Annotated in this window: 18 protein-coding genes; 12 read left to right on the forward strand and 6 right to left on the reverse strand. The window is 68.0% G+C overall.

All coding sequences use genetic code 11. From position 1 onward, the window contains the following. Position 1: 1 nt before the first annotated feature. Positions 2 to 2254 carry a carbon starvation CstA family protein gene (locus tag KXD96_RS10915; RefSeq protein WP_260744568.1) on the reverse strand — a complete coding sequence of 751 codons (2253 nt, stop codon included), beginning with the start codon at positions 2252 to 2254 and terminating at the stop codon, positions 2 to 4. Between the two features lie 39 nt (positions 2255 to 2293). After that, a complete protein-coding gene (locus KXD96_RS10920) occupies positions 2294 to 3823 on the reverse strand; it encodes an ATP-dependent DNA ligase (RefSeq protein ID WP_260744569.1) in 1530 nt (509 codons plus the stop codon). A 111-nt stretch (positions 3824 to 3934) separates the two neighbouring features. On the opposite strand from KXD96_RS10920, the gene KXD96_RS10925 reads away from it, so the two are divergent. After that, positions 3935 to 4693 (forward strand): SDR family NAD(P)-dependent oxidoreductase, encoded by a 759-nt coding sequence (locus tag KXD96_RS10925; protein WP_260744570.1) that lies wholly within the window; start codon positions 3935 to 3937, stop codon positions 4691 to 4693. A 107-nt stretch (positions 4694 to 4800) separates the two neighbouring features. Beyond that, entirely contained in the window at positions 4801 to 6963 is a 2163-nt protein-coding gene (locus tag KXD96_RS10930) for an acyl-CoA dehydrogenase (protein ID WP_260744571.1), read from the forward strand. A gap of 104 nt (positions 6964 to 7067) precedes the next feature. On the opposite strand, the gene KXD96_RS10935 is transcribed toward KXD96_RS10930, so the two are convergent. Further along, positions 7068 to 7403 (reverse strand): Zn-ribbon domain-containing OB-fold protein, encoded by a 336-nt coding sequence (locus tag KXD96_RS10935; RefSeq protein ID WP_260744572.1) that lies wholly within the window; start codon positions 7401 to 7403, stop codon positions 7068 to 7070. A 59-nt stretch (positions 7404 to 7462) separates the two neighbouring features. On the opposite strand from KXD96_RS10935, the gene KXD96_RS10940 reads away from it, so the two are divergent. The 6 genes from KXD96_RS10940 (at position 7463) to KXD96_RS10965 (ending at position 14893) form a co-directional block, all read left to right on the forward strand. Further along, positions 7463 to 8656, forward strand: coding sequence for a thiolase family protein (locus KXD96_RS10940; RefSeq protein ID WP_260744573.1), 1194 nt, complete (start codon positions 7463 to 7465; stop codon positions 8654 to 8656). 33 nt (positions 8657 to 8689) lie between these two features. Then, a complete protein-coding gene (locus tag KXD96_RS10945) occupies positions 8690 to 10117 on the forward strand; it encodes a FadR/GntR family transcriptional regulator (RefSeq protein WP_260744574.1) in 1428 nt (475 codons plus the stop codon). A gap of 107 nt (positions 10118 to 10224) precedes the next feature. Beyond that, complete coding sequence (locus KXD96_RS10950) at positions 10225 to 11208, forward strand: sensor histidine kinase (protein ID WP_260744575.1); 984 nt, start codon at positions 10225 to 10227, stop codon at positions 11206 to 11208. Between the two features lie 476 nt (positions 11209 to 11684). Next, positions 11685 to 13235 (forward strand): IS21 family transposase, encoded by a 1551-nt coding sequence (istA, locus tag KXD96_RS10955; protein ID WP_260737107.1) that lies wholly within the window; start codon positions 11685 to 11687, stop codon positions 13233 to 13235. Further along, entirely contained in the window at positions 13232 to 14047 is an 816-nt protein-coding gene (gene istB, locus KXD96_RS10960) for an IS21-like element helper ATPase IstB (RefSeq protein WP_260737101.1), read from the forward strand. The genes istA and istB overlap by 4 nt, the downstream gene beginning before the upstream one ends. 351 nt (positions 14048 to 14398) lie before the next feature. Then, the gene (locus tag KXD96_RS10965; protein ID WP_260744576.1) at positions 14399 to 14893 is read left to right on the forward strand and encodes a homocitrate synthase; all 495 of its coding nucleotides are present in this window, start codon (positions 14399 to 14401) and stop codon (positions 14891 to 14893) included. Positions 14894 to 14969: 76 nt separating this feature from the next. Here the strand turns inward: KXD96_RS10965 and KXD96_RS10970 are convergent, their stop codons facing one another. After that, positions 14970 to 16448 (reverse strand): cytochrome P450, encoded by a 1479-nt coding sequence (locus tag KXD96_RS10970; protein WP_260744577.1) that lies wholly within the window; start codon positions 16446 to 16448, stop codon positions 14970 to 14972. A 314-nt stretch (positions 16449 to 16762) separates the two neighbouring features. On the opposite strand from KXD96_RS10970, the gene KXD96_RS10975 reads away from it, so the two are divergent. The 4 genes from KXD96_RS10975 (at position 16763) to KXD96_RS10990 (ending at position 19635) form a co-directional block, all read left to right on the forward strand. Continuing rightward, positions 16763 to 17410: an IS110 family transposase gene (locus KXD96_RS10975; protein WP_260745249.1), complete on the forward strand. Its 648-nt coding sequence runs from the start codon at positions 16763 to 16765 to the stop codon at positions 17408 to 17410. Positions 17411 to 17424: 14 nt separating this feature from the next. Then, positions 17425 to 17913 (forward strand): transposase, encoded by a 489-nt coding sequence (locus KXD96_RS10980; protein WP_260739794.1) that lies wholly within the window; start codon positions 17425 to 17427, stop codon positions 17911 to 17913. Positions 17914 to 18048: 135 nt separating this feature from the next. Then, positions 18049 to 18684 (forward strand): TetR/AcrR family transcriptional regulator, encoded by a 636-nt coding sequence (locus KXD96_RS10985; protein WP_260744578.1) that lies wholly within the window; start codon positions 18049 to 18051, stop codon positions 18682 to 18684. Positions 18685 to 18711: 27 nt separating this feature from the next. Then, positions 18712 to 19635 carry an SDR family oxidoreductase gene (locus KXD96_RS10990; RefSeq protein ID WP_260744579.1) on the forward strand — a complete coding sequence of 308 codons (924 nt, stop codon included), beginning with the start codon at positions 18712 to 18714 and terminating at the stop codon, positions 19633 to 19635. Here the strand turns inward: KXD96_RS10990 and KXD96_RS10995 are convergent. Both KXD96_RS10995 and KXD96_RS11000 read right to left on the reverse strand, forming a co-directional pair. Beyond that, positions 19570 to 20613 carry a DNA polymerase IV gene (locus KXD96_RS10995; protein WP_260744580.1) on the reverse strand — a complete coding sequence of 348 codons (1044 nt, stop codon included), beginning with the start codon at positions 20611 to 20613 and terminating at the stop codon, positions 19570 to 19572. The genes KXD96_RS10990 and KXD96_RS10995 overlap by 66 nt on opposite strands. Positions 20614 to 20620: 7 nt before the next feature. Further along, positions 20621 to 21235, reverse strand: a complete 615-nt coding sequence (locus KXD96_RS11000; RefSeq protein ID WP_260744581.1) for a TetR/AcrR family transcriptional regulator — start codon at positions 21233 to 21235, stop codon at positions 20621 to 20623. Positions 21236 to 21245: the final 10 nt, after the last annotated feature.

Raw genomic sequence — 21245 nt, forward strand, 5'->3', positions numbered from 1 at the left:
ATCAAAGCGGTTTGCCGACAACCGATTTGGCCGCGTCCCACCGCCGTTGCACCTCGCGCTCGCTGGCCGTGGGAATCAGGCCCGACGGGGCGAAGAACTGGGACGGCACCGGTTCGACCTCGGTCAGGGGACGGCCATTGCCGCGAATGGCGCCGTAGGCCACCAAGATTCCGGCGATCAACACGATGACGACGACCAGCGCGAACAGAATGGACAGGGTGCCCTGGACGAGGGTGTTCCGGATGACGTCGTCGAGCTGATGGGCGTTCTTGGCCGAACCGAACGACGCCTTGCCGGCGTTTCGCGCCGCCAGGTATTGGAAGTGCTGCGTCCAATAGCCGACGTTGGGATCCGCCGAGAAGATCTTCTGCCACGACGCGGTCAGCGTGACCGCCAGATCCCACAGCAGCGGCAGCCCCGGAATCCAGACCCAGCGCAGTAGGCCCTTCTTGATGACGATCACGGTGATCACGGTCAGCGCGATCGCCGCGAGGAGCTGGTTGGCGATGCCAAACAGCGGAAACAGGGTGTTGATCCCACCCAGTGGATCGGTCACGCCCATCAGCAAGATGCTGCCCCAGGCGGCGGCCACCGCCAGGCTGCACAGCCACACGCCCGGACGCCAACTCGGGTTGCGCAGCTTGACCAGCGGGCCGCCCAGGTTCCCCAGCGTGTCCGACAGCATGAACCGGGCGACGCGGGTGCCGGCGTCGACCGCGGTCAGGATGAACAGCGCCTCGAACATGATCGCGAAGTGATACCAGAACGCCCTGAGACCCGCCCCGCCGATGACACGGTTCAGCACCTCCGACATGCCGACCGCAAGCGTGGGAGCTCCGCCGGTGCGCGACACGATCGACTTTTCCCCCACGCCCGCAGCGGCCTGGGTGAGCTGGTCCGCGGTCGTCGGCGCGCCGGACAAACCCAGTCCGTTGAGGTAATGCGCGGCGGTGGCGGCGGTGCCGCCGGTCTGTGCGGCCGGGGCGTTCAGCGCGAAGTACAGGTGCTGGTCGAGGATCGACGCGCTGATCAGCGCCATGACCGCGACGAACGACTCGGTGAGCATGCCGCCGTAGCCGATGAAGCGCATCTGGCTTTCCTTCTCCAGCAGCTTGGGCGTCGTCCCCGAGGAGATCAGCGCGTGGAATCCGGACAGCGCACCGCACGCGATGGTGATGAACAGGAACGGGAACAGCGAGCCGGGAAACACTGGCCCGTCCCCGCGGGCGGCGAACCGCGAGACCGCGGGCGCCGCCATCACCGGGTGCGCGACGAAGATGCCGATCGCCAGCAGGGCGATGGCGCCGACCTTCATGAACGTCGACAGGTAATCCCGCGGCGCCAGCAGCAACCACACCGGCAGCACCGACGCGACGAAGCCGTAGCCGACGATCAACCACGACACCGTCACCGGCGACAGATTCAACCACGCTGTGCCCCAAGGCGTTTCGGCGACCCAGTTGCCCGCCGCCACCGCCAGCATCAGCAGCGCGAAGCCGAGCAGCGAGACTTCGGCGACCCGCCCCGGACGCAGAAAGCGCAAGTAGCAGCCCATGAACAGGGCGATCGGGATGGTCATCGCGATGGAGAACACCCCCCACGGGCTTTGGGCCAGTCCGCGCACCACCACTAGCGCCAGCACCGCGATGATGATCACCATGATGACGAATGCCCCGAGGAGGGCGGCGGCGCCGCCGGTGGCGCCAAGCTCGTCGCGGGCCATCTGGCCGAGCGAACGGCCGCGCCGCCGGGTGGAGATCCACAGCACCAGGTAGTCCTGCACCGCGCCGGCGAACACCGCGCCGAGGACGATCCAGATGCTGCAGGGCAGGTAACCCATCTGGGTGGCCAGCACCGGGCCGACGAGCGGCCCGGCCCCGGCGATCGCGGCGAAGTGGTGGCCGAACAGCACCCGCCGGTCGGTCGGGACGTAGTCGGTGCCGTCGTCGAGGATCTCGGCCGGGGTCGCGTGATCGTCGCGCGGGCGGACGATCTTCAGCTCGATCAGCCGGGCGTAGAACCGGAACCCGATGATGTAGGTGCAGATCGCCGCGACCACCAGCCAGACGGCGTTGACCGTCTCCCCGCGCGCAAACGCGATGACCCCCCACGCAGCGGCACCGACCACGGCGATGGCCGCTAATACGATCTTGTGCCGGACGGTGATGGGGGAGCGGTCGACGATCGCGACGGGCGGCAGCCCGTCGTCGGTGTGGATGTAGCTGACGTCTTTGTCGCGGGCTTGCACTGCCACGGCGGAAACCCTACGCGGTGAGGGAGAATAGCGCCTGATTTAGTACAGCGCCCGCACCGCATCGATGGTGTCGGCCTCGGCCGGGCCCTTGTCGTCGCGGTAACGCAGCACCCGGGCGAACCGCAGCGCCACACCGCCGGGGTAGCGCGAGGACTTCTGAACGCCGTCCAGCGCCACCTCGACCACCTGCTCGGGTCGCAGCCGCACGACATAACCGTCGGTGCCACCGACGGCGAGTTCGCCGAACCGGACGGTCTGCCAGTCCAGCATGGCGTCGGTCATTCCCTTGAAAGTCTTTCCCACCATGACGAATTCACCGGTGGCGGGATCGCGCGCCCCCAGGTGGATGTTGGAGAGCTTGCCGCTTCGGCGCCCCGATCCCCACTCCACCGCGAGCACCACCAGGTCCAGCGTGTGCACCGGCTTGACCTTCAGCCAGCCCGCCCCGCGGCGGCCCGCCTGATACGGCGCGTCCGGAGCCTTGGCCAGCACGCCTTCGTGCCCGGCGGCCAGCGTCGCCTCCAGGAAGTCCTTGGCGGCCGTGGCATCGGACGTGACGAGCCGATCGACCCGCTGCGCGGCCGGCACCAGCGCATCCAGGGCGGCCAGCCGCTCGGTGGTCGGCGCGTCGAGCAGGTCGGCGCCGTCGCGGTGCAGGATGTCGAAGAAGAACACCGAAAGTGGTTGCGCCGCCTTGGCGGCAGCCACATCGACCGATCGGCCGAACCGCGACGCGGTGACCTGGAAGCGATGCGGTGAGTTGTCGGGCCGCAGCGCGATCGCCTCACCGTCGACGATGAGGTCGCGCACCGGTAGGGCCAGCGTCGCCTCGACCACCTCGGGCAGCCGGGCGGTGACGTCGCCGAGGCTTCGGGTGTAGACGGTGACGTCCTCGCCCGACCGGTGAATCTGCACCCGGGCGCCGTCCAGCTTCGCCTCGAAGATCGTTGTGCCACCGTGGCGTTCCAGCGCATCGACCACCCCGGTCGCGGTCTGCGCGAGCATCGGGCCGACCGGCCGACCGACCCGCAGGGCGAACGTGTCGAGCGCCCCGGCGCTGCCGCCCAGGGCGGCGGCCGCCACGCCCGGCAAGTCCCCGCCCAGCATCGCGGCGCGCTGTACCGACGCCAGCGGAAGGTCGGCGGCCTTGGCCACCGCGTCGGCCATGATCCCGGCCAGCGCCCCCTGGCGCAGCTCCCCGGAGAGCAACCGCAGCAGGAAGGTCTGCTCGGTGTCGGTGGCGGCGGCGAACAAGCCGGCAATGAGCTCGGCGCGCCGCGCCTGCGACCCCTTGCCCGACACCGCCCCGATCTCCGAGAAGCCGGCGTCCACCCCGGCGACGGTCAGCGTCGGATGCGACGCCGGCGGCGGCCGCGAGCGCAACGAAGCCCAGCCGACCCCGATCTGGCGCTGGCGCAGCTCGCCCGAGAGCCAAAAGACCACGATCGCGACACCGTCGGGGTCGTCCGCGGCGCGGCGCAACAGGTCGGCGATACGGGCGACCTTGGTCAGCCGCGACGACGTCCCGCCCACGTCAAGCGAGGTCGTCGCCACGTCGAGGAGGAGCACGAAATCAGCTTGGCATGGCTCGCCGACAACCCTCGGCGGCGGACACGCTAGCGTGCCTACGTAACGTTACAAATTGCATGGGATCTGACAACCCCGAAAGGAAGGGTCCGGATGGAGATCAACGGGAAGAAGGTCGTCGTCGTCGGCGGCGCGTCGGGAATGGGGCGCGCCTCCGCGGAGCTGTTGCACGAGCGTGGCGCGCAGGTCGCGATCCTCGACCGCGAGGGCTCCGACGGCAAGGAGGTCGCCGAGAGCATCGGAGGCAAGTTCTACGCGGTTGACGTCACCGACTTCAAGGGCACCGAGGAGACGCTGCAAACAGCGGTCGACGAACTCGGCGGGCTGCACGTCATCGTGACGACCGCCGGCGGCGGCATCGCCAAGCGGACGATGACGAAGTCCGGTCCCCATGACCTCGAATCCTTCCAATCCGTGATCGACCTGAACCTCATCGCCACGTTCAACATCAGCCGGCTCGCCGCCGCGCACATGGCCAAGAACGACCCCGAGGACGAGGAGCGCGGCGTCATCATCAACACCGCTTCCATCGCTGCCTTCGAGGGCCAGATCGGGCAGGTCGCCTACACCGCCGCCAAGGCGGGCATCGCCGGCATGTGCCTGACCATGGCCCGCGACCTGGGCTCGCTGGGCATCCGCGTGCTGGCGATCGCGCCGAGCCTGTTCGCCACCGGATTGACACAGGGTATTCCCGACGAGTTCGCGGCGGCACTCACCAAGGACGCGGCGTTCCCCAAGCGCCTCGGCCGGCCGATCGAGTACGCCAAGCTGGTGGCGGCGATCGTGGACAACCCGATGCTCAACGGCCAGTGCCTGCGGCTGGACGCCGGGCAGCGGTTCGCGCCCAAGTAGCCACCCCCACGGGTCGCCCTCCTCGCATTAAGTACACTCTTTAGGCAGCCGCCCCGCTTCCCCTCGAAGCGGGGCAGGCTACCCAGCCGGTAGCGAGGAGGGCCCTCATGGGTATCGCACTGACCGACGACCACCGCGAACTCACCGAAGTCGCCCGCGGCTTCCTGAAGTCGCAGAAGGCCCGTTGGGCGGCGCGGTCGCTGCTCGACGCCGCCGAGGAGTCGCGGCCGCCGTTCTGGCAGAACCTGGTCGAGCTGGGGTGGCTCGGACTGCACATCGACGAGGAACACGGCGGTTCCGGCTTCGGACTGCCCGAACTCGTGGTGGTGGTCGAAGAACTCGGCCGCGCCGTAGCGCCCGGGCCATTCGTGCCGACCGTGATCGCGTCGGCGGTGATCGCCAAAGACGGTAGCGCCGAACAGAAGTCGCGGCTGCTGCCGGGGTTGATCAACGGGACGGTCACCGCCGGGATCGGCCTGGACGGGCAGGTGCGACTCAAGAACGGGATCGCGGACGGTGACGCCGGGATCGTGCTGGGCGCCGGGCTGGCCGAGCTGCTGCTGATCGCCGCGGGCGAGGATGTGCTGTTGCTGGAACGCGGTCGCGCAGGGGTCTCGGTCGAGGTGCCGAACAACTTCGACCCGACCCGGCGCTCCGGGCGCGTCCGCCTCGAGAACGTGAATGTCGGCCCCGACGACGTCCTGACGGGCGCGCGGGCGTCGGCGCTGGCCCGTGCCCGGACGTTGCTGGCCGCCGAGGCGGTGGGTGGCGCGGCGGACTGCGTGGACGCCGCGGTCGACTATGCCAAGGTGCGGCAGCAATTCGGGCGCACCATCGCCACTTTCCAAGCGGTGAAGCATCATTGCGCCAACATGCTGGTGGCCGCCGAGTCGGCGGTCGCGGCGGTGTGGGATGCCTCGCGCGCGGCGTCCGAGGACGAGGAGCAGTTCCGGCTGGCCGCCGCGGTGGCCGCGGTCCTGGCGTTCCCCGCCTATGCGCGCAACGCCGAGCTGAACATCCAGGTGCACGGCGGCATCGGTTTCACCTGGGAGCACGACGCGCATCTGCACCTGCGCCGCGCGCTGGTGGTCGCGGCGCTGTTCGGTGGCGACGCGCCGGCCCGGGATGTCTTCGAGCGCACCGCCGCCGGCGCCAAGCGGGAGAACAGCCTGGACCTGCCGCCCGAGGCCGAAGAGCTGCGCACCCGGATCCACGCCGACGCCGCCGAGATCGCGCGCCTGGACAAAGAGGCGCAACGCGACAAGCTGATCGAAACGGGCTACGTCATGCCGCACTGGCCCAAGCCATGGGGCCGCGCCGCCGATGCCGTCGAGCAGTTGGTCATCGAGGAGGAATTCCGCGCGGCCGGCATCAAACGGCCCGACTACTCGATCACCGGCTGGGTGATCCTGACCCTGATCCAGCACGGAACCGATTGGCAGATCGAACGGTTCGTGGAGAAGGCGCTCCGGCAAGAAGAGATCTGGTGCCAGCTGTTCTCCGAGCCCGAGGCCGGCTCCGACGCGGCGTCCGTCAAGACCCGCGCCACCCGGGTGGACGGCGGCTGGAAGATCAACGGGCAGAAGGTGTGGACCAGCGGGGCGCAATACTGCGCGCGCGGCCTGGCCACCGTGCGCACCGACCCGGAGGCCCCCAAGCACGCCGGGATCACCACGGTGATCATCGACATGAAGGGTCCTGGCGTGGAGGTGCGGCCGCTGCGGCAGATCACCGGCGGGTCGGAATTCAACGAGGTGTTCTTCAACGACGTGTTCGTCCCCGACGAGGACGTCGTCGGGGTGCCCAACTCGGGGTGGACGGTCGCGCGCGCGACGCTCGGCAACGAGCGGGTCAGCATCGGCGGCAGCGGATCGTTCTACGAGGGCTTGGCGTCCACCCTGGTGCAGCTCGCGCAGCAGTCGGATCGCCTGGCGGGGGCGCCGATTCGGATCGGCTCGTTCCTCGCCGACGATCACGCGCTGCGGCTGCTGAACTTGCGTCGCGCCGCCCGCAGTGTCGAGGGCGCCGGGCCGGGGCCCGAAGGCAACATCACCAAACTGAAGCTGGCCGAGCACATGGTGGACGGCGCCGCGATCTGGGCGGCGCTGGCGGGGCCCGAGGTCGCGCTGATGGACGGACCCGGTGCGGTGGTGGGCCGCCTGGCGATGGGGGCCCGCGGCATGGCGATCGCGGGCGGCACCTCGGAGGTCACCCGCAATCAGATCGCCGAGCGGATCCTCGGCATGCCGCGTGACCCGCTGATCAACTAACGCCCTTCCTGTTCCTGCTCGTTCCCGCGAGCGTCCGTGTTTGTACGACGACACGCCGCGCACGGCGGCATTCTGTGGACGCTCTGCGCGTGGGGCGCCGGGTGCTAGGCCGGGGCGAACTGTGGTGCGCCGCCGCTGCCCTTTTCCGGCTGGAGTGTGACGGGCATGCCGCACCTGACCGAATCAGGTTCGCAGCCAACGATGTTGGCGGCCACCCGCAGGCCTTCTTGTTCGGCGAGTTCGACGATGGCGATCACGTACGGGACGGGGATTTCCGGGTTATACGGGTGGTAGTTGACCGTGTAAGTGAACACCGTGCCGCGTCCAGAGACGGGCCGCGCGACCAGCTTGCCGCCGCAGGCGCGGCACTCGCCGCTCGCCGGATGCACCCAGCGCGCACAGTCCTCGCAGTATTCGATGAGCAGCGGCTCGTCCGGCACGACGAATACAGTACACTCAATTGATCCGATGCGGGGCTGTGGGCTGACGGGCGGTGTGCATGACGCATTTCGAGAAGGACGCGATCCTGTCCGGCATCGGCATCTCGCGGATCGGTCGTCGCACCGGCATCGCGGGCGTGGAGTTGACCATGGAAGCGGTGCGGTCCGCCATCGAGGACGCCGGCCTGCGCCCCTCCGACATCGACGGCATAGCGACGTTGGGCGATACCCCCGCCGAGGACGTCAATGCCCGACTGCGGATCGAGGCGGCGGATTGCGGGTCCGGCTTCGGCACCGGCGGCTTGCTCAGCCCGGTGATGTCGGCGTGCCGCGCGGTCGCCGAGCGCCGCGCCCGCCATGTGGTGGTGTACCGGACCATCCAGATGCTCGGGGGCACTGTCCCGGTGAAGCCGCAGGAGGACGCCCCGGCGCCGCCGCTGGCGCGAATGTTCGAGGCGCCGGTGGGTGCGGAACGGCCGGCCGTCGGCGCGATGGACGACGTCAACGACCTGGTCGCGGCCAACGCATACTCCGCCGCCAACTGGCTGGCGCTCAACTGCCGGCGTCACATGGAGCTGTACGGCACCACCAAGCAGCAGCTGGGCTGGGTGGCGCTCAACGGCAGGCGCAACGCCGCGCTGAATCCGCGCGCCGTGTACCGCGATCCGATGACGATGGCCGATTACCTGAGCGCGCGGCCGGTGTCCACCCCGTTTGGGCTGCTGGACTGCGATGTCCCGATCGACGGCTCGATCGCGGTCGTGGTGTCGCACGCGGAGTACGCGCGTGACTGCGGCCACCGCGCGGTGGCCGTCGAGGCGATCGGCGGCTCCGACGGCGCCGGCGGCTGGTTCCACCGCGCCGACTACCCGAAGATGGCCATGTCGGATGCGGCGGCGCAGATGTGGTCACGCACGGAGCTGAAGCCGTCGGACGTCAAGGTCGCCGAGCTGTACGACGGCTTCACCTATCTGACCCTCGCGTGGCTGGAAGCCCTGGGCATCTGTGGCGACGGCGAGGCCGGGCCGTATGTCGAGGGTGGCGCGCGGATCGCCCGCGACGGTGAACTCCCCCTGAACACCTACGGCGGCCAACTGTCGGCCGGGCGCATGCACGGCTACTGGGCGTTGCACGAGGGTTGTCTGCAGTTGCGCGGCGAGGCGGGGGAGCGGCAGGTGTCGCATCGCCCGGACGTTGGGGTCGTGTCCGTGGGGGGTGGGCCCGTCGCCGGCTGCATGTTGCTCACATGCTGAAAACACTTGTGGCACTTGATCTTCGGTCCTGATATGACTGCCGGCACCGCGGACAAACTGGCTTCCAAGATCGCGCGGGACCTCGAGGCGGAGATCGTTCGCCGGGGCTGGGCCACCGGCGAATCCCTGGGCTCCGAACACGAGTTGCAACAGCGCTTCGGGGTGAGTCGTTCGGTGCTGCGCGAGGCCATCCGGCTCGTCGAACACCATCAGGTCGCCCGGATGCGCCGCGGGCCGGGCGGCGGACTGATCATCTGCGAGCCCGACGCCGGCCCGGCCACCCGTGCCGTCGTCATCTATCTCGAATACCTGGGCACGACGCTGGGCGACCTGCTCAACGCGCGCCTGGTGCTCGAACCATTGGCGGCCTCGCTGGCCGCGGAACGGATCGACGAAGCGGGCATTGCGCGGCTGCGGGCGGTGCTGCGGTGCGAAGAGCAGTGGAAACCGGGCTTGCCGGCGCCGCGGGACGAGTTCCACATCGCCTTGGCGGAGCAATCGAAAAACCCCGTCCTGCAACTGTTTATCGACGTGCTGGTGCGGCTCACCACCCGCTACGCGCTACGGTCGCGGACGGACACCGCCTCCGAGGCCATCGAGGCGGTCGACCGGATGCACATCGACCACTCCGAGGTCGTCGCGGCCGTCACTGCCGGCGACTCGGCGCGGGCCAAGACGCTCAGCGAACGTCACGTCGAGGCCGTGACCGCCTGGCTGCAGCATCACCACTCCGGCACCGCGAGAAGGCGCAAGCCGCGGCCACTCAACATCGAGGTCCCCCGCGGCAAGCTGGCGGAAATGCTGGCGGCCACCATCGGCGACGACATCGCGGCCGGCGGCTGGCAGGTCGGTTCGGTCTTCGGCACCGAAACCGCCCTGCTGGAGCGCTACCGCGTGAGCCGCGCGGTGCTCCGCGAAGCGGTGCGACTGCTCGAATACCACTCCATTGCGCACATGCGCCGCGGGCCCGGCGGTGGGCTGGTCATCGCTAAGCCCCAGGCGCAGGCCAGCATTGACACCATCGCGTTGTACCTGCAGTACCGCGACCCGAGCCGCGAAGACTTACAGTGCGTCCGGGACGCCATCGAGATCGACAACGTGGCCAAGGTGGTCAAGCGGCGCGGCGAACCCGGGGTGGCCGACTTTCTGGCCGCCCATCGGTGCGAGGTGGACGAAGCGTTTGGCGATGTGGCCGTCGCCGCGGTGGAGGAGTTCCGGTTCCACGTCGGACTGGCCCAACTGGCCGGCAATACGCTGCTCGACTTGTTCTTACGCATCCTCGTCGAGTTGTTTCGGCGGCACTGGTCGACTACTGACCAGCCGTCCCCAGCTTGGGCGGACGTCCTGGCCGTGCACCACGCTCACCTGCGGATCGCGGACGCGATCGAGGCGGGCGACGAGAGCCTGGCCCGCTATCGCGTTCGCCGTCACCTGGACGCCGCCGCCTCCTGGTGGTTGTAGCGAGTACTGAGTCACAGATGTGATGTGCAGCGCGGTATAGCGAGAGCCCGTCGGGGGTATTGGGGAGGAAGAACGCAGGCGGCTGGTCCAGCAGGGGGTTGGCATTAGTGATTGAAAGCGAGAGTGCTGGAGTGACCGCGGGCACCGAAGTCGGCAAGCTCGGATTCGTCCACTCCGCACTCATCTACCAATCCCAGCAGGAGTACATCGATTTCGTGACCCGCTTCGTCAGCGACGGGTTGGCGATGGACGAGGCGGTGATGGTCGCGGTGCCGTCCGACAAGTTGGCGTTGCTTGACGACGCGCTGCCCGGGTTGCCGGCCGATCTGCAAATGGTCGACATCACTGAGATCGCCCGCAACCCGAGCCGGCTCATGGCGATGGAGGGGTCTTTCGTCGACGACCACCCCGACCAACGGGTGCGCATCGTCAGTCAACTCGCCTGGCCCGGCCGCACCGAGGAGGAACTGGTGGCCTGTGTGGAGCACGAGGCGCTGGTGAACACCGCCATGGACGGCTACCAGGTGACCGGTTTGTGCCTGTACGACGGCAGTCGGCTCGACGACGACGTGCTGGCGGACGCGCGCGCGACGCACCCCTTGCTGTGGCGGGGCGGCGCGCTGCACCGCAGCGCGGAGTATGCGCCCGATGCCGCCCTGCGGCGCTGCAACCGGCCGCTGCCCGCTAACCCGGGGGCCGTCACCTACACCGTCAGGAAGTCGGCGGACCTCAGCCCCGCGCGGTCGTTCGCTACCGACTACGCCGGGTGGGTCGGGTTGTCCGAGGACGGAATCGAGGACCTGCAGTTGGTCGCCACCGAGCTGGCCAGCAACAGCTTGATGTACACCGACGGCGCCTGCCAGCTCGCGTTCTGGCGGGACGACGGATACCTGGTGTGCGAGGCACGCGACACCGGATGCTTCGAGGATCCGCTGGTGGGCCGGATGGACCCGGGGCCGCGCGGCCCCGCCAGCCGCGGCCTGTACCTGGTCAACGCCGTCTCGGACCTGGTGCGCACCCACACCACCGCGAGCGGGACGACGATCCAGGCTTACCTCCGGTTCGATCCGTCGGCCGGGCCTACTGGGTAAAACGCAAGCAACCCCCGGGAACCGTCCCCCACGCTGCGGTCCCTAGGGTTGCCCGTCTTAATCAGCTAGACGCAGATCCCAAGCGCGCTGACTACACAACCGCCGCTGGTGGCCCCACCGACGAGTCCTCCGCTGCCAGCCGCCGATGAAGCACATCCTGTCGGGAGTAATAACACCGCGGCCACCCCGGTGGCCGCCGCTGCAGTTTTCAGGGCTTTCGTAGCGCTTTTCGCCTGCATGATGAGCCTGCTTTCATCATTCTTTTGAGGGGTTGTTGCACAGCCGTTCAACGACCGTTGCCCCGGCCCAATGTCGGCTGCCAGGAATAAGGGACCAGCTCGGCGCCGGTTTTGCCATGAGCATGGGACCACCCGATTGCCAGTGATGGGACCATCTGGCTAGCTGTTTTGCCAGTTATGGGACCACCCCGGCGTGGCGTTGGGGGCTTCCGGTTGCTCGGCCGCTGTATTGGCCGAATGAGCTACCGGGAGGTGTCGGTGATCGAAGTCAGGGAGATGCTGCGGTTGTGGCTGCAGGGTCATGGGTTGCGCGAGGTGGCCCGGTTATCGGGCACGGACCGCAAAACGGTGCGCCGGTATGTGGACCGCGCCCGCGCGTGCGGGCTGGACCGTGACGGCGACGGGTGTCAGTTGACCGACGAGCTGTTGGCGGCGGTGATCGCCGGCGTGCGGCCGAGTCGGCCCAACGGCAAGAGCCAGGCCTGGGAGACCATCGCCGCCCAGCACGAGCAGATCAAGGCGTGGCTGAAGCAAGACTTGACTCTGACGAAGGTGCACACGCTGCTTGGGCGTCGGGGCGTGGTGGTGTCGTATCGAACGTTGCATCGCTATGCCACAACGGAATTGGGGTTCGGGATTCGGCAGGCCACGGTGCCGGTGGCCGATTGCGAGCCCGGTGCTGAACTGCAGGTCGATTTCGGTCGGCTCGGAATGCTCACTGATGCCGCGGATGGCCGCCGGCGGGTAGTGCAGGGGTTGATCTTCACTGCGGTGTATTCGCGGCACATGTTCGTCTGGCCGACCTACCGGCAGACGCTTCACGAGGTGATCGCCGGGTTTGAGGCCGCGTGGGCATTCTTCGGCGGGGTGTTCGCGGTGGCGATCCCCGACAACATGAAGGCCATCGTCGACAAGGCTGATGCGACCGATCCGAAACTTAATGACGCCTTCCGCGAATACGCTCAGGCGCGGGGCTTCGTCGTGGACCCCACCCGCATCCGCAGCCCGCGCGACAAGCCTAGGGTTGAGCGCTGTGTCCAATATGTTCGGTCGAATTTCTTTGCTGGAGAAGACTTTCGGAATCTGAGTGACTGCCGGGCACGAGCCGAGCAGTGGTGTGGGCAGGTGGCGGGGATGCGGATACACGGCACCACTCGGCTGCGCCCGGCCGAGGTATTCGCCACCGACGAGCTACCCCACCTCAAACCGGCACCCGACGAGGTGTTCGACATCCCGACCTGGAGCCGGCCCAAGGTGGCTCCCGATCGGCACGTGCAGGTCGCCAAGGCGCTCTACAGCGTTCCCGGTGAGCTGATTGGGCGCCGGCTGGATGCCCGGGTGGATGCGCGCACGGTGAAGCTGTATTGGCGCGGTGAGCTGATCAAGGTCCATCCGGTCATGGCGCCAGGACGCCGCCATACCGACCCCGCTGATCTACCGGCCGAGGTGTCGGTCTATGCGATGCGAGATATCAACACCTTGCAGCGCAAGGCATCCGCACACGGGCAGCATGTCGGCGCCTACGCGGCGGCGGTGCTGGAGCATCCGCTGCCGTGGACCAAGATGCGCCAGGTCTACCGACTCCTGGGACTGGTGCGCCGCCACGGCGCCGACGCGGTCGATGACGCCTGCCAGCGCGCGCTGGACGCCGAGGTCATCGACGTCGGGCTGATCGAGCGCATGCTTACCCGCGGTGCCGGCGCACAGCTGCCGCTGATCCCGAACCCGCCGCAGGCGTCGCGGTTCGTCCGCGCGGCCACCGACTTCGCGGTGCGCAGGCCCTCATGAGCACAACCCGCCGCCCCGATGCCACCCCCGCGGTCAAGCCGATCGAGGTGTCTGCAGACCTCAAAGCGCTGATGCGCCGCCTCAAGCTCGGCCGCCTGCTCGACACCCTGCCCGAACGGCTCGCGCTGGCACGATCGAATCGGCTGCCACACCACGACTTCCTGGAAATGCTGCTAGCCGATGAGGTCACCCGCCGCGACCGCGAGTCCGCCGCCCGCCGCGCCAAGACAGCACAATTGGATCCGCAGATGCAGCTGCAGGCCTGGGATGACACCGCCGCGGTCAGCTACGACCGCCAACTATGGGCAGAGTTGACCTCGCTGCGGTTTCTGGCCGACGCCTACAACGTGCTCATCATGGGACCGGTCGGAGTCGGAAAAACGTTCCTGGCCAACGCATTAGGCCACATCGCCGTGCGACGTCACCACAGCGTGCATACCGAACGCGCCGACAAACTGTTCAAACGCCTCCGCGGAGCACGGCTAGACGGCAGCTATGAAGACGAGATGCGCAAACTACACCGCGTCGAGCTGCTCATCATCGATGACCTCGCGTTGCACCGGCTTGAGGCCACCGAGACCAATGACTTCTACGAGCTCATCGTGGAACGCCACCGCACCGCATCAACGGTCATCACCAGCAACCGCGAACCACCGGAGATCCTCACCATGATGGCCGACCCACTCCTGGCCCAGTCGGCGATGGACCGGCTCCAATCCGCGGCCTACGAACTCGTCGTCGAGGGCGAGTCCTACCGGCAACGCCAGAAACCCCGTCCTCGAAAGCCGGTCAATTCGGACCAGCCGAATTGACCAGCAGCCAGGTCATCAGTCACCATCACCCCACGGCCAGCAACCGGAAACAACCGGTCCCATGCTCATGGCAAAACGGTGGTCCCATCACCCTGGCAAGCGACACCAATACCCACCGGAAAGCCCGCCTAAACTCGAATTCCAGATTTATTTCGGAAACCTTTGCATCCCGGCGCTGGGGCCGAAGTTGCACGTCAGGCCTGTGGGCGGCTAATGTCGTCGCTCGTGCGTCTTCTCGAGCGTGCAGTAGTAGCGAGCACCCGCAGCGGGGTCTGACCTAGACCGACCCCCCGCTGTGGGTCGGAAGCTACTGCCGTCGGTCAATCTCTCTGACCGAAGAAGACCGGCACAATGACTCTTTCCTTTACGGAACCGGGCCCTGCGCACCAATGCGTCGCCGCAGCCTGGTTCGCCCAGCAGTTCGGCGCCGCGCTGCCCCGCGGTCTGCGCGAGCAGGCGGCTGCGATGACCTGGGAGCGTTTCGTCGCGACCTACAGCCCCACGGCCGGCCCCGTCCGCTTGCGCAACTGGGCGTGCACCGACACCGACCGACGGCTGGGGCCGCAGCCGCGCAACTTCCGGGCCATGATCGCCGTCGGCGATCGCATCAGCACGGCAACCGCCGCCGCCAGCGGCCCAATCGCGGCACTCAGCGCGATGCTGCACGAGCGCGGAATCCCGGTGGAGATCCTCAAGTTTCATCAGCTGCGCTCGGCCGGGCACACCGCCACGTTCGTCTGCGGCAGCGACGGGGCCCGCATGGAATGGGCGATGGGCTGGTGCGAGGATCCGACACAGTCGGCATTGCGCGCGGTGATCGCGTGCGCCAACCGGCTGATCGCCTAGTTCGAGTTGCCGAGCAGACGCAAAATCGCATGCCAAGCAGCCGCACGGCGAGATTTTGCGTCTGCTCGCGACAAGATCACAGCGGGCGCAGCACGATCGGCATGCCGTCCATCGGTATCGGCATGCCGCCGTAGTCCCAGTGCGGCTGGTAGCCGGGCCGGGCCAGCTCCAGCCGGTAGCGGCGCAGCAGCCGGTGCACGACGGTCTTGACCTCCAGCTGACCGAACACCATGCCGATGCACTTGTGCGCTCCACCACCGAACGGCGCGAAGGCATACCGATGTTTCTTGTGCTCGGAGCGCGGCTCGGCGAAGCGCTCGGGATCGAATTTGTCCGGGTCCGTCCACAATTCGGGCAGGCGGTGGTTCATGCCGGGCCAGATGGTGATGTTGGTCCCGGCGGGGATGTAGTACCCCAGCAGCTCGGTGTCACGGATGGCCTGCCGCATGTTGAACGGCAGCGGAGTCACCATGCGCAGGGACTCGTTCATGATCAGTTCGAGCGTCTCCAGCTTCTCCAGCGCCTCGATGTCCAGCGGTCCGTCGCCGAGTCGGGCCGACTCCTCACGCGCCCGCTCCTGCCACTCCGGGTTGGCGGCCATGTTGTAGACCATCGTGGTGGTCGTCGACGTCGACGTGTCGTGGGCGGCCATCATCAGGAAGATCATGTGGTTGACGATGTCTTCGTCGGTGAAGCTGTTGCCGTCCTCGTCTTCCGTGTGGCAGAGCACGGTGAGCATGTCGTTGCCGGTGGCGTGGCGCCGCTCCCGGACCCGCTCGATGAAGTAGTCCTCGAGCAGCTTGCGGGCCCGCAGGCCGCGCCACCACTTGAACGGCGGAAGCGGCTGCCGAATGATCGCGCCGCCCGCGCGCGTCGTGATCGTGAAAGCCTGATTGACCTTGGTGACCAGGTCGTGGTCGGTGCCCGGCTCGTGTCCCATGAACACCAGCGACGCCACGTCCAGGGTGAGTTCCTTCATCGCCGGGTGGAAAAGGAACCGCGCGTCGTTAGTCGGCCAGTTGGCGACGATGTCGCTCGCCACCCGGTCGATGTGCTCGACGTAGCCGGTGAGGCGGCCGCGGGTGAAGGCCTCCTGCATGATGCGCCGGTGATACAGGTGCTCTTCGAAGTCCAGCATCATCAGGCCGCGGTTGAAGAACGGGCCGATCACCGGGTGCCAGCCCTTTTGCGAGAAGTCCTTGTTCTTGTTGGAGAACACCGCCTGGGTGGCGTCGGGCCCCAGCGCGGTGACCGCGGGCATGATCGGCGAGTCGAGGAAGTGCAGGGGGCCGCGGGTGCGATACAGGTGCAGCGCGTAGTCCGGCCCGCCCCGGAACATCTCGATGATGTGGCCCAGGATCGGGAGGCCGGCGTCACCCAGAACGGGCTTGAGGCCGCTGCCGGCGGGCGGTTCGGCCAGGACTTTGGTGTCCCACTCGTGGGCAAGTAGCCGCTTTTCGACCGCACCCATCCCCGGGATGGTGTTCAGCGTCGGGGTGAACCGGCGCCGCGCCTGGTCCAGCAGGTACTGCGGGGTGCTGATCGTGGCGGTCACTAGGGCACCATCCTTTCGGCGGATGTCTGATGGGCATTCGTTGAAGGGACTCGGCGGGGGCCGAGGTGACGGCCAGTGGTGGTCGCTCGTTGAGGGCCTGTATGACACCGCCGCCCTCGGTCCTCCCGGGGTCGCAGACCGGCATCAGGAAGACGCGCCGCAGAGCGCCAGTTAGTGACCGTCCGGTGGTCGATCCCCTCGCCGCGTCGTCGCTGCCAAGTTGAGGAGATCCGTTGCCGGAAGACACCACAGGAATTATCTACGTCGGTTTGGACTGGGCCGCTGCCGCACATGCTGTGTGCGTGCTGTCTGCGGTGGGAAAAGTATTGGCACAGTTCATGATTGACCACACTGCGGAAGGCATTGCCATGCTGATCCGTAGACTCGCCAAGTACGGCGATCCCACCCAGATACACATCGGGATCGAGCGACCCAATGGGCGGTTGGTCGACCTGCTGCTCGAGGCCGGCCACCCGGTCATCCCGGTATCGCCGAACGCCATCAAAACCTGGCGCGACGGCGAAGTCATCTCCGGCGCTAAGTCCGACGCCGGCGACGCACTGGTGATCGCCGAGTACCTGCGACTGCGCCACCACCGACTGCATCCCGTAGCGCCCTACAGTGCTCAGACCAAGGCACTTCGCACGGTAGTGCGCACCCGCGATGACATCGTCGCCATGCGGGTATCGGCCACCAACCAACTCAGCGCCTTGCTCGATGACCACTGGCCCGGCGCCAAGGCGATCTTCGCCGATATCGAGTCCCCGATCAGCCTGGCGTTCCTGCGCCAGTACCCCACTGCGGGCAGCACATCGCGCCTCGGTGAGAAACGCCTGGCCGCGTTCCTGGCCAAGCACGGCTACTCCGGCCGTCGGCCAGCCAGCGAGCTGCTGGGCCGGCTGCGCGCGACCCCGCGGGCACCACCGACCCCACCCTGTCGGTCGCCGTCGCCGACGCCGTAGGAGCCCTGGTCACCGTGCTGGAGGCCCTCAACAGCGCCGCCAAAACTCTCGACCGCTCCGTCATCGCCCGCCTCGGGAAGCACCCGGACGCCGAGATCTTCACGTCGCTGCCAAGGTCGGGTCAGATCAACGCCGCCCAGGTGCTCGCCGAGTGGGGCGACTCCCGGGCAGCCTACGACGGACCCGACGCCGTAGCGGCTCTGGCCGGAGCCACTCCAGTGACCAAAGCCTCCGGCAAACAGCACGCCGTGCACTTCCGCTGGGCCTGCAACAAACGCTTCCGCCGGGCACTGACCACCTTCGCCGACAACAGTCGTCACCAAAGTCCTTGGGCCGCCGACATCTACGCCCGAGCCCGCGCTCGCGGACACGACCACCCTCACGCCGTACGTATCCTCGCCCGCGCCTGGATCCGCGTCATCTACCGCTGCTGGCACGACCACCGCCCCTACGACCCCAACCTCCACGGCGGAACACAAAGACTGTTGCCACAAACAGCCTGAGGTTGACTCAGGAAGTGTCATAGACGCTCCTTTGCGTTCCCTCCGAGGTGACAGCCGTCACTGTCTACTAACCTTCGGAAAAAACTTGACGGCTGTCAAGTTTGCTTTTTTCCCGGCGTGGTGCAAGGTCAGGGAATGAGCAGCCACCCCGCCACTGGCGAGTCGGGCGGGCAGCGGCGCGGCGACAAACAGCGCCAGGCCATCCTGCAGGCGGTGCGGGAACTGCTGCAGGAGAAGCCATTCGCGGAGCTGTCGGTCAGCACCATCAGCCTCCGCGCCGGGGTGGCCCGCTCCGGCTTCTACTTCTACTTCGACTCCAAGTACGCCGTGCTCGCCCAGCTGATGGCCGAGGCCGCCCGGGAACTCGAAGAGCTCACCCAGGATTTCGCCCCACGCCAGCCGGGCGAGTCGCCGGAGCAGTTCGCAAAACGCATGGTCGGCAGCGCGGCGGCCGTCTATGCGCACAACGACCCAGTGATGACCGCCTGCAACGAGGCCCGCAACACCGACGTCGAGATCCGTAACCTCATGGATCAACAATTCGAGGTGGTGCTGGGTCAGATCGTCTCCATCGTCGAGGCCGAGATGCAGGCCGGGACCGCCAACCCCATCAGCGACGACCTGCCGACACTGATCCGAACCCTGGCCGGTACCACCGCGCTGATGCTGACCGGCGATCCCATCCTGGCCGGCCGCGACAGCGATCGCGACCGCCGCGTGCGCGTGCTCGAGCGGTTGTGGCTGCACGCGCTGTGGGGCGGGCACCCCTAGGGCGTTACCGCCGGTATCGTCACCGCAATGGGGCAGCAGGGGTATTACGCAGGCAAACGGTGTCTGGTCACGGGCGCGGCCAGCGGCATCGGCCGCGCCACCGCGTTGCGGCTGGCCGCACAGGGCGCCGAGCTGTATCTGACCGACCGCCACCGCGATGGTCTCGAGTTGACCGTGGCCGACGCGCGCGCGCTGGGCGCGCGGGTGCCCGAGCATCGGGCCTTCGACGTCGCCGACTACGACGAGGTGGCGCGGTTCGCCGCCGACATCCATCGCGACCACCCGAGCATGGACATCGTGCTCAACATCGCCGGAGTGTCGGCCTGGGGCACCGTCGACCGGCTGACCCACGAGCAGTGGAGCAAGATGATCGCGATCAACCTGATGGGTCCGATCCACGTCATCGAAACGTTCGTCCCGCCGATGGTGGCGGCCCGCAACGGCGGGCACCTGGTCAACGTGTCGTCGGCGGCCGGGTTGGTCGCGCTCCCGTGGCACGCCGCCTACAGCGCCAGCAAGTACGGCTTGCGCGGCCTGTCGGAGGTGCTGCGCTTCGACCTGGCCCGGCACCGCATCGGGGTGTCGGTGGTGGTGCCGGGCGCGGTCAACACCCCGCTGGTCCAGACCGTCGAGATCGCCGGCGTGGACCGCGAAGATCCCAAGGTCGCCCGTTGGGTGAACCGCTTCAGCGGCCACGCCGTCTCGCCGGAGAGGGCGGCCCAGAAGATCCTTTCCGGGGTGGCCAAGAACCGCTACCTGATCTACACCTCGGCGGACATCCGGGCGCTGTACGCGTTCAAGCGGCTGGCCTGGTGGCCCTACAGCGTGGCCATGCGTCAGGTCAACGTGCTGTTCACGCGAGCGCTGCGGCCCGCCCCGGCGCCGCTAGCCCGGCATGGCCAGCTCGAGGCGCACCCCGAGCAGCCGGATCGGGCGGTCGAGCTCGAATAGATCCAGGACGCGCAGCGCCGCGGCGACGATCGTGTTGCGATCGGTGGTGGGCGCCTCCAACTTGCGGATCTTGGTGCGGGTGTAGAACGTCGCCATTCGCACGGTGACCGCGACCCGCGTCACGATCCGGCCCGACGCCACCACGTCCGCCAGTGCCCGTTCGGCCAATTGTGTTATGGCAGAATCTATTTCGACGCGATCGGTGAGGTCGCGCGCGAAGGTGACGACGTGGCTGCGGGATCGTGGGATCCACGGCTCGGCGCTGACGCCGGTGCCGCCGCCGCCCTTCGCCAGCAGCAACAACCACAGGCCGGTGCGCGGGCCGAAGGTGGACGTCAGCAGCTCGGCATCGGCGTGGGCGAGTTCGCGTACCGTCGTTATCCCCAGGGCCGCAAGCTTTTTCGCCGTCTTGGGGCCGACACCCCAGAGCACGTCGACCGGACGGTCCGCCATCAGGGTCATCCAGTTCGCATCGGTGAGCGTGAAGATGCCCGCCGGTTTGGCGAATCCGGTTGCGACCTTGGCGCGCTGCTTGTTGTCGCTGATCCCGATCGAGCAGGACAGCCCGGTTTCCGACGAGATGACGGTGCGGATCTCTTCGGCCACCTCGGTCGGATCGGCCCCCTCCACCCCGACGTACGCCTCGTCCCAGCCCCACACCTCGACCGGGTGCCCCAGGTCGCGGAGCAACCCCATCACCTGTTCGGACGCCGCGTCGTAGGCGGCGGCGTCCGACGGCAGAAACGTCGCCTCCGGGCAGCGGCGCGCGGCGGCCCGCAGCGGCATGCCGGCGTGCACGCCGAACTCCCTGGCCTCATAGGAGGCGCAGGTGACCACCTTGCGCGGTTCGGTCGGATCGCCGTTGCCGCCGACGATGACCGGCAGCCCGGCCAGCTCGGGGCGGCGCCGCAACTCCACCGACGCCAGAAACTGATCGAGGTCGACGTGCAATATCCAGCTGGGCGTCGGCGCGACCATCAGGGCGTCACCGCCCACAAAGCTTGCGGGCCAGGCTTTCCCATGCGTCGCCCAACGTGTCCAAGGTGTACCCCCCGTCGTTGAGCTTGTGCTCCACATAGTCGGTGTCGAGCAGGGCGAGCAGGGCGTCGGTCTGGGCGTCCAGATCGCCGGTCGTGCGCGCCGATTGCAACAGCACCCGCACGTGCGTGCGCATTACCGTGGCCGGCGGGCCGTAGCGGCTGTGCGGGTCGCGGTGGGCCGCCGACAACAGCGCGTGATGGGTGTGGGCGAACCGGATCCGCTCGCGGCCGAACGCCACCAGCCGGTCCAGCGGGGGAGCGTCGGGGCCCAGCGGCGGCGGCCCGAACAGGAAGGCTTGCTGGATGGCCCGCTCGTCCTCGTCGAGCAGCACCGTCATCAGGCCGGCGCGGCTGCCGAACCGGCGAAACAACGTGCCCTTGCCCACGCCGGCCGCGGCGGCGACGTCGTCCATGGTGACCGCGTCCGCGCCGCGCTTGGCGACCAGGCAGCGGGCCGCGTCCAAGAGCAGCGCCCGGTTACGCGCCGCGTCGCCCCGCTCTGGCTGGGGCGCTTCCGGCGCGCAGATGGGCAGTTCGCCCAACCGCTCGACACTGCTCACCCCTGTACTT

Origin of the sequence: Mycobacterium sp. SMC-2 (assembly GCF_025263485.1) — a bacterium.
Taxonomy (GTDB): domain Bacteria; phylum Actinomycetota; class Actinomycetes; order Mycobacteriales; family Mycobacteriaceae; genus Mycobacterium.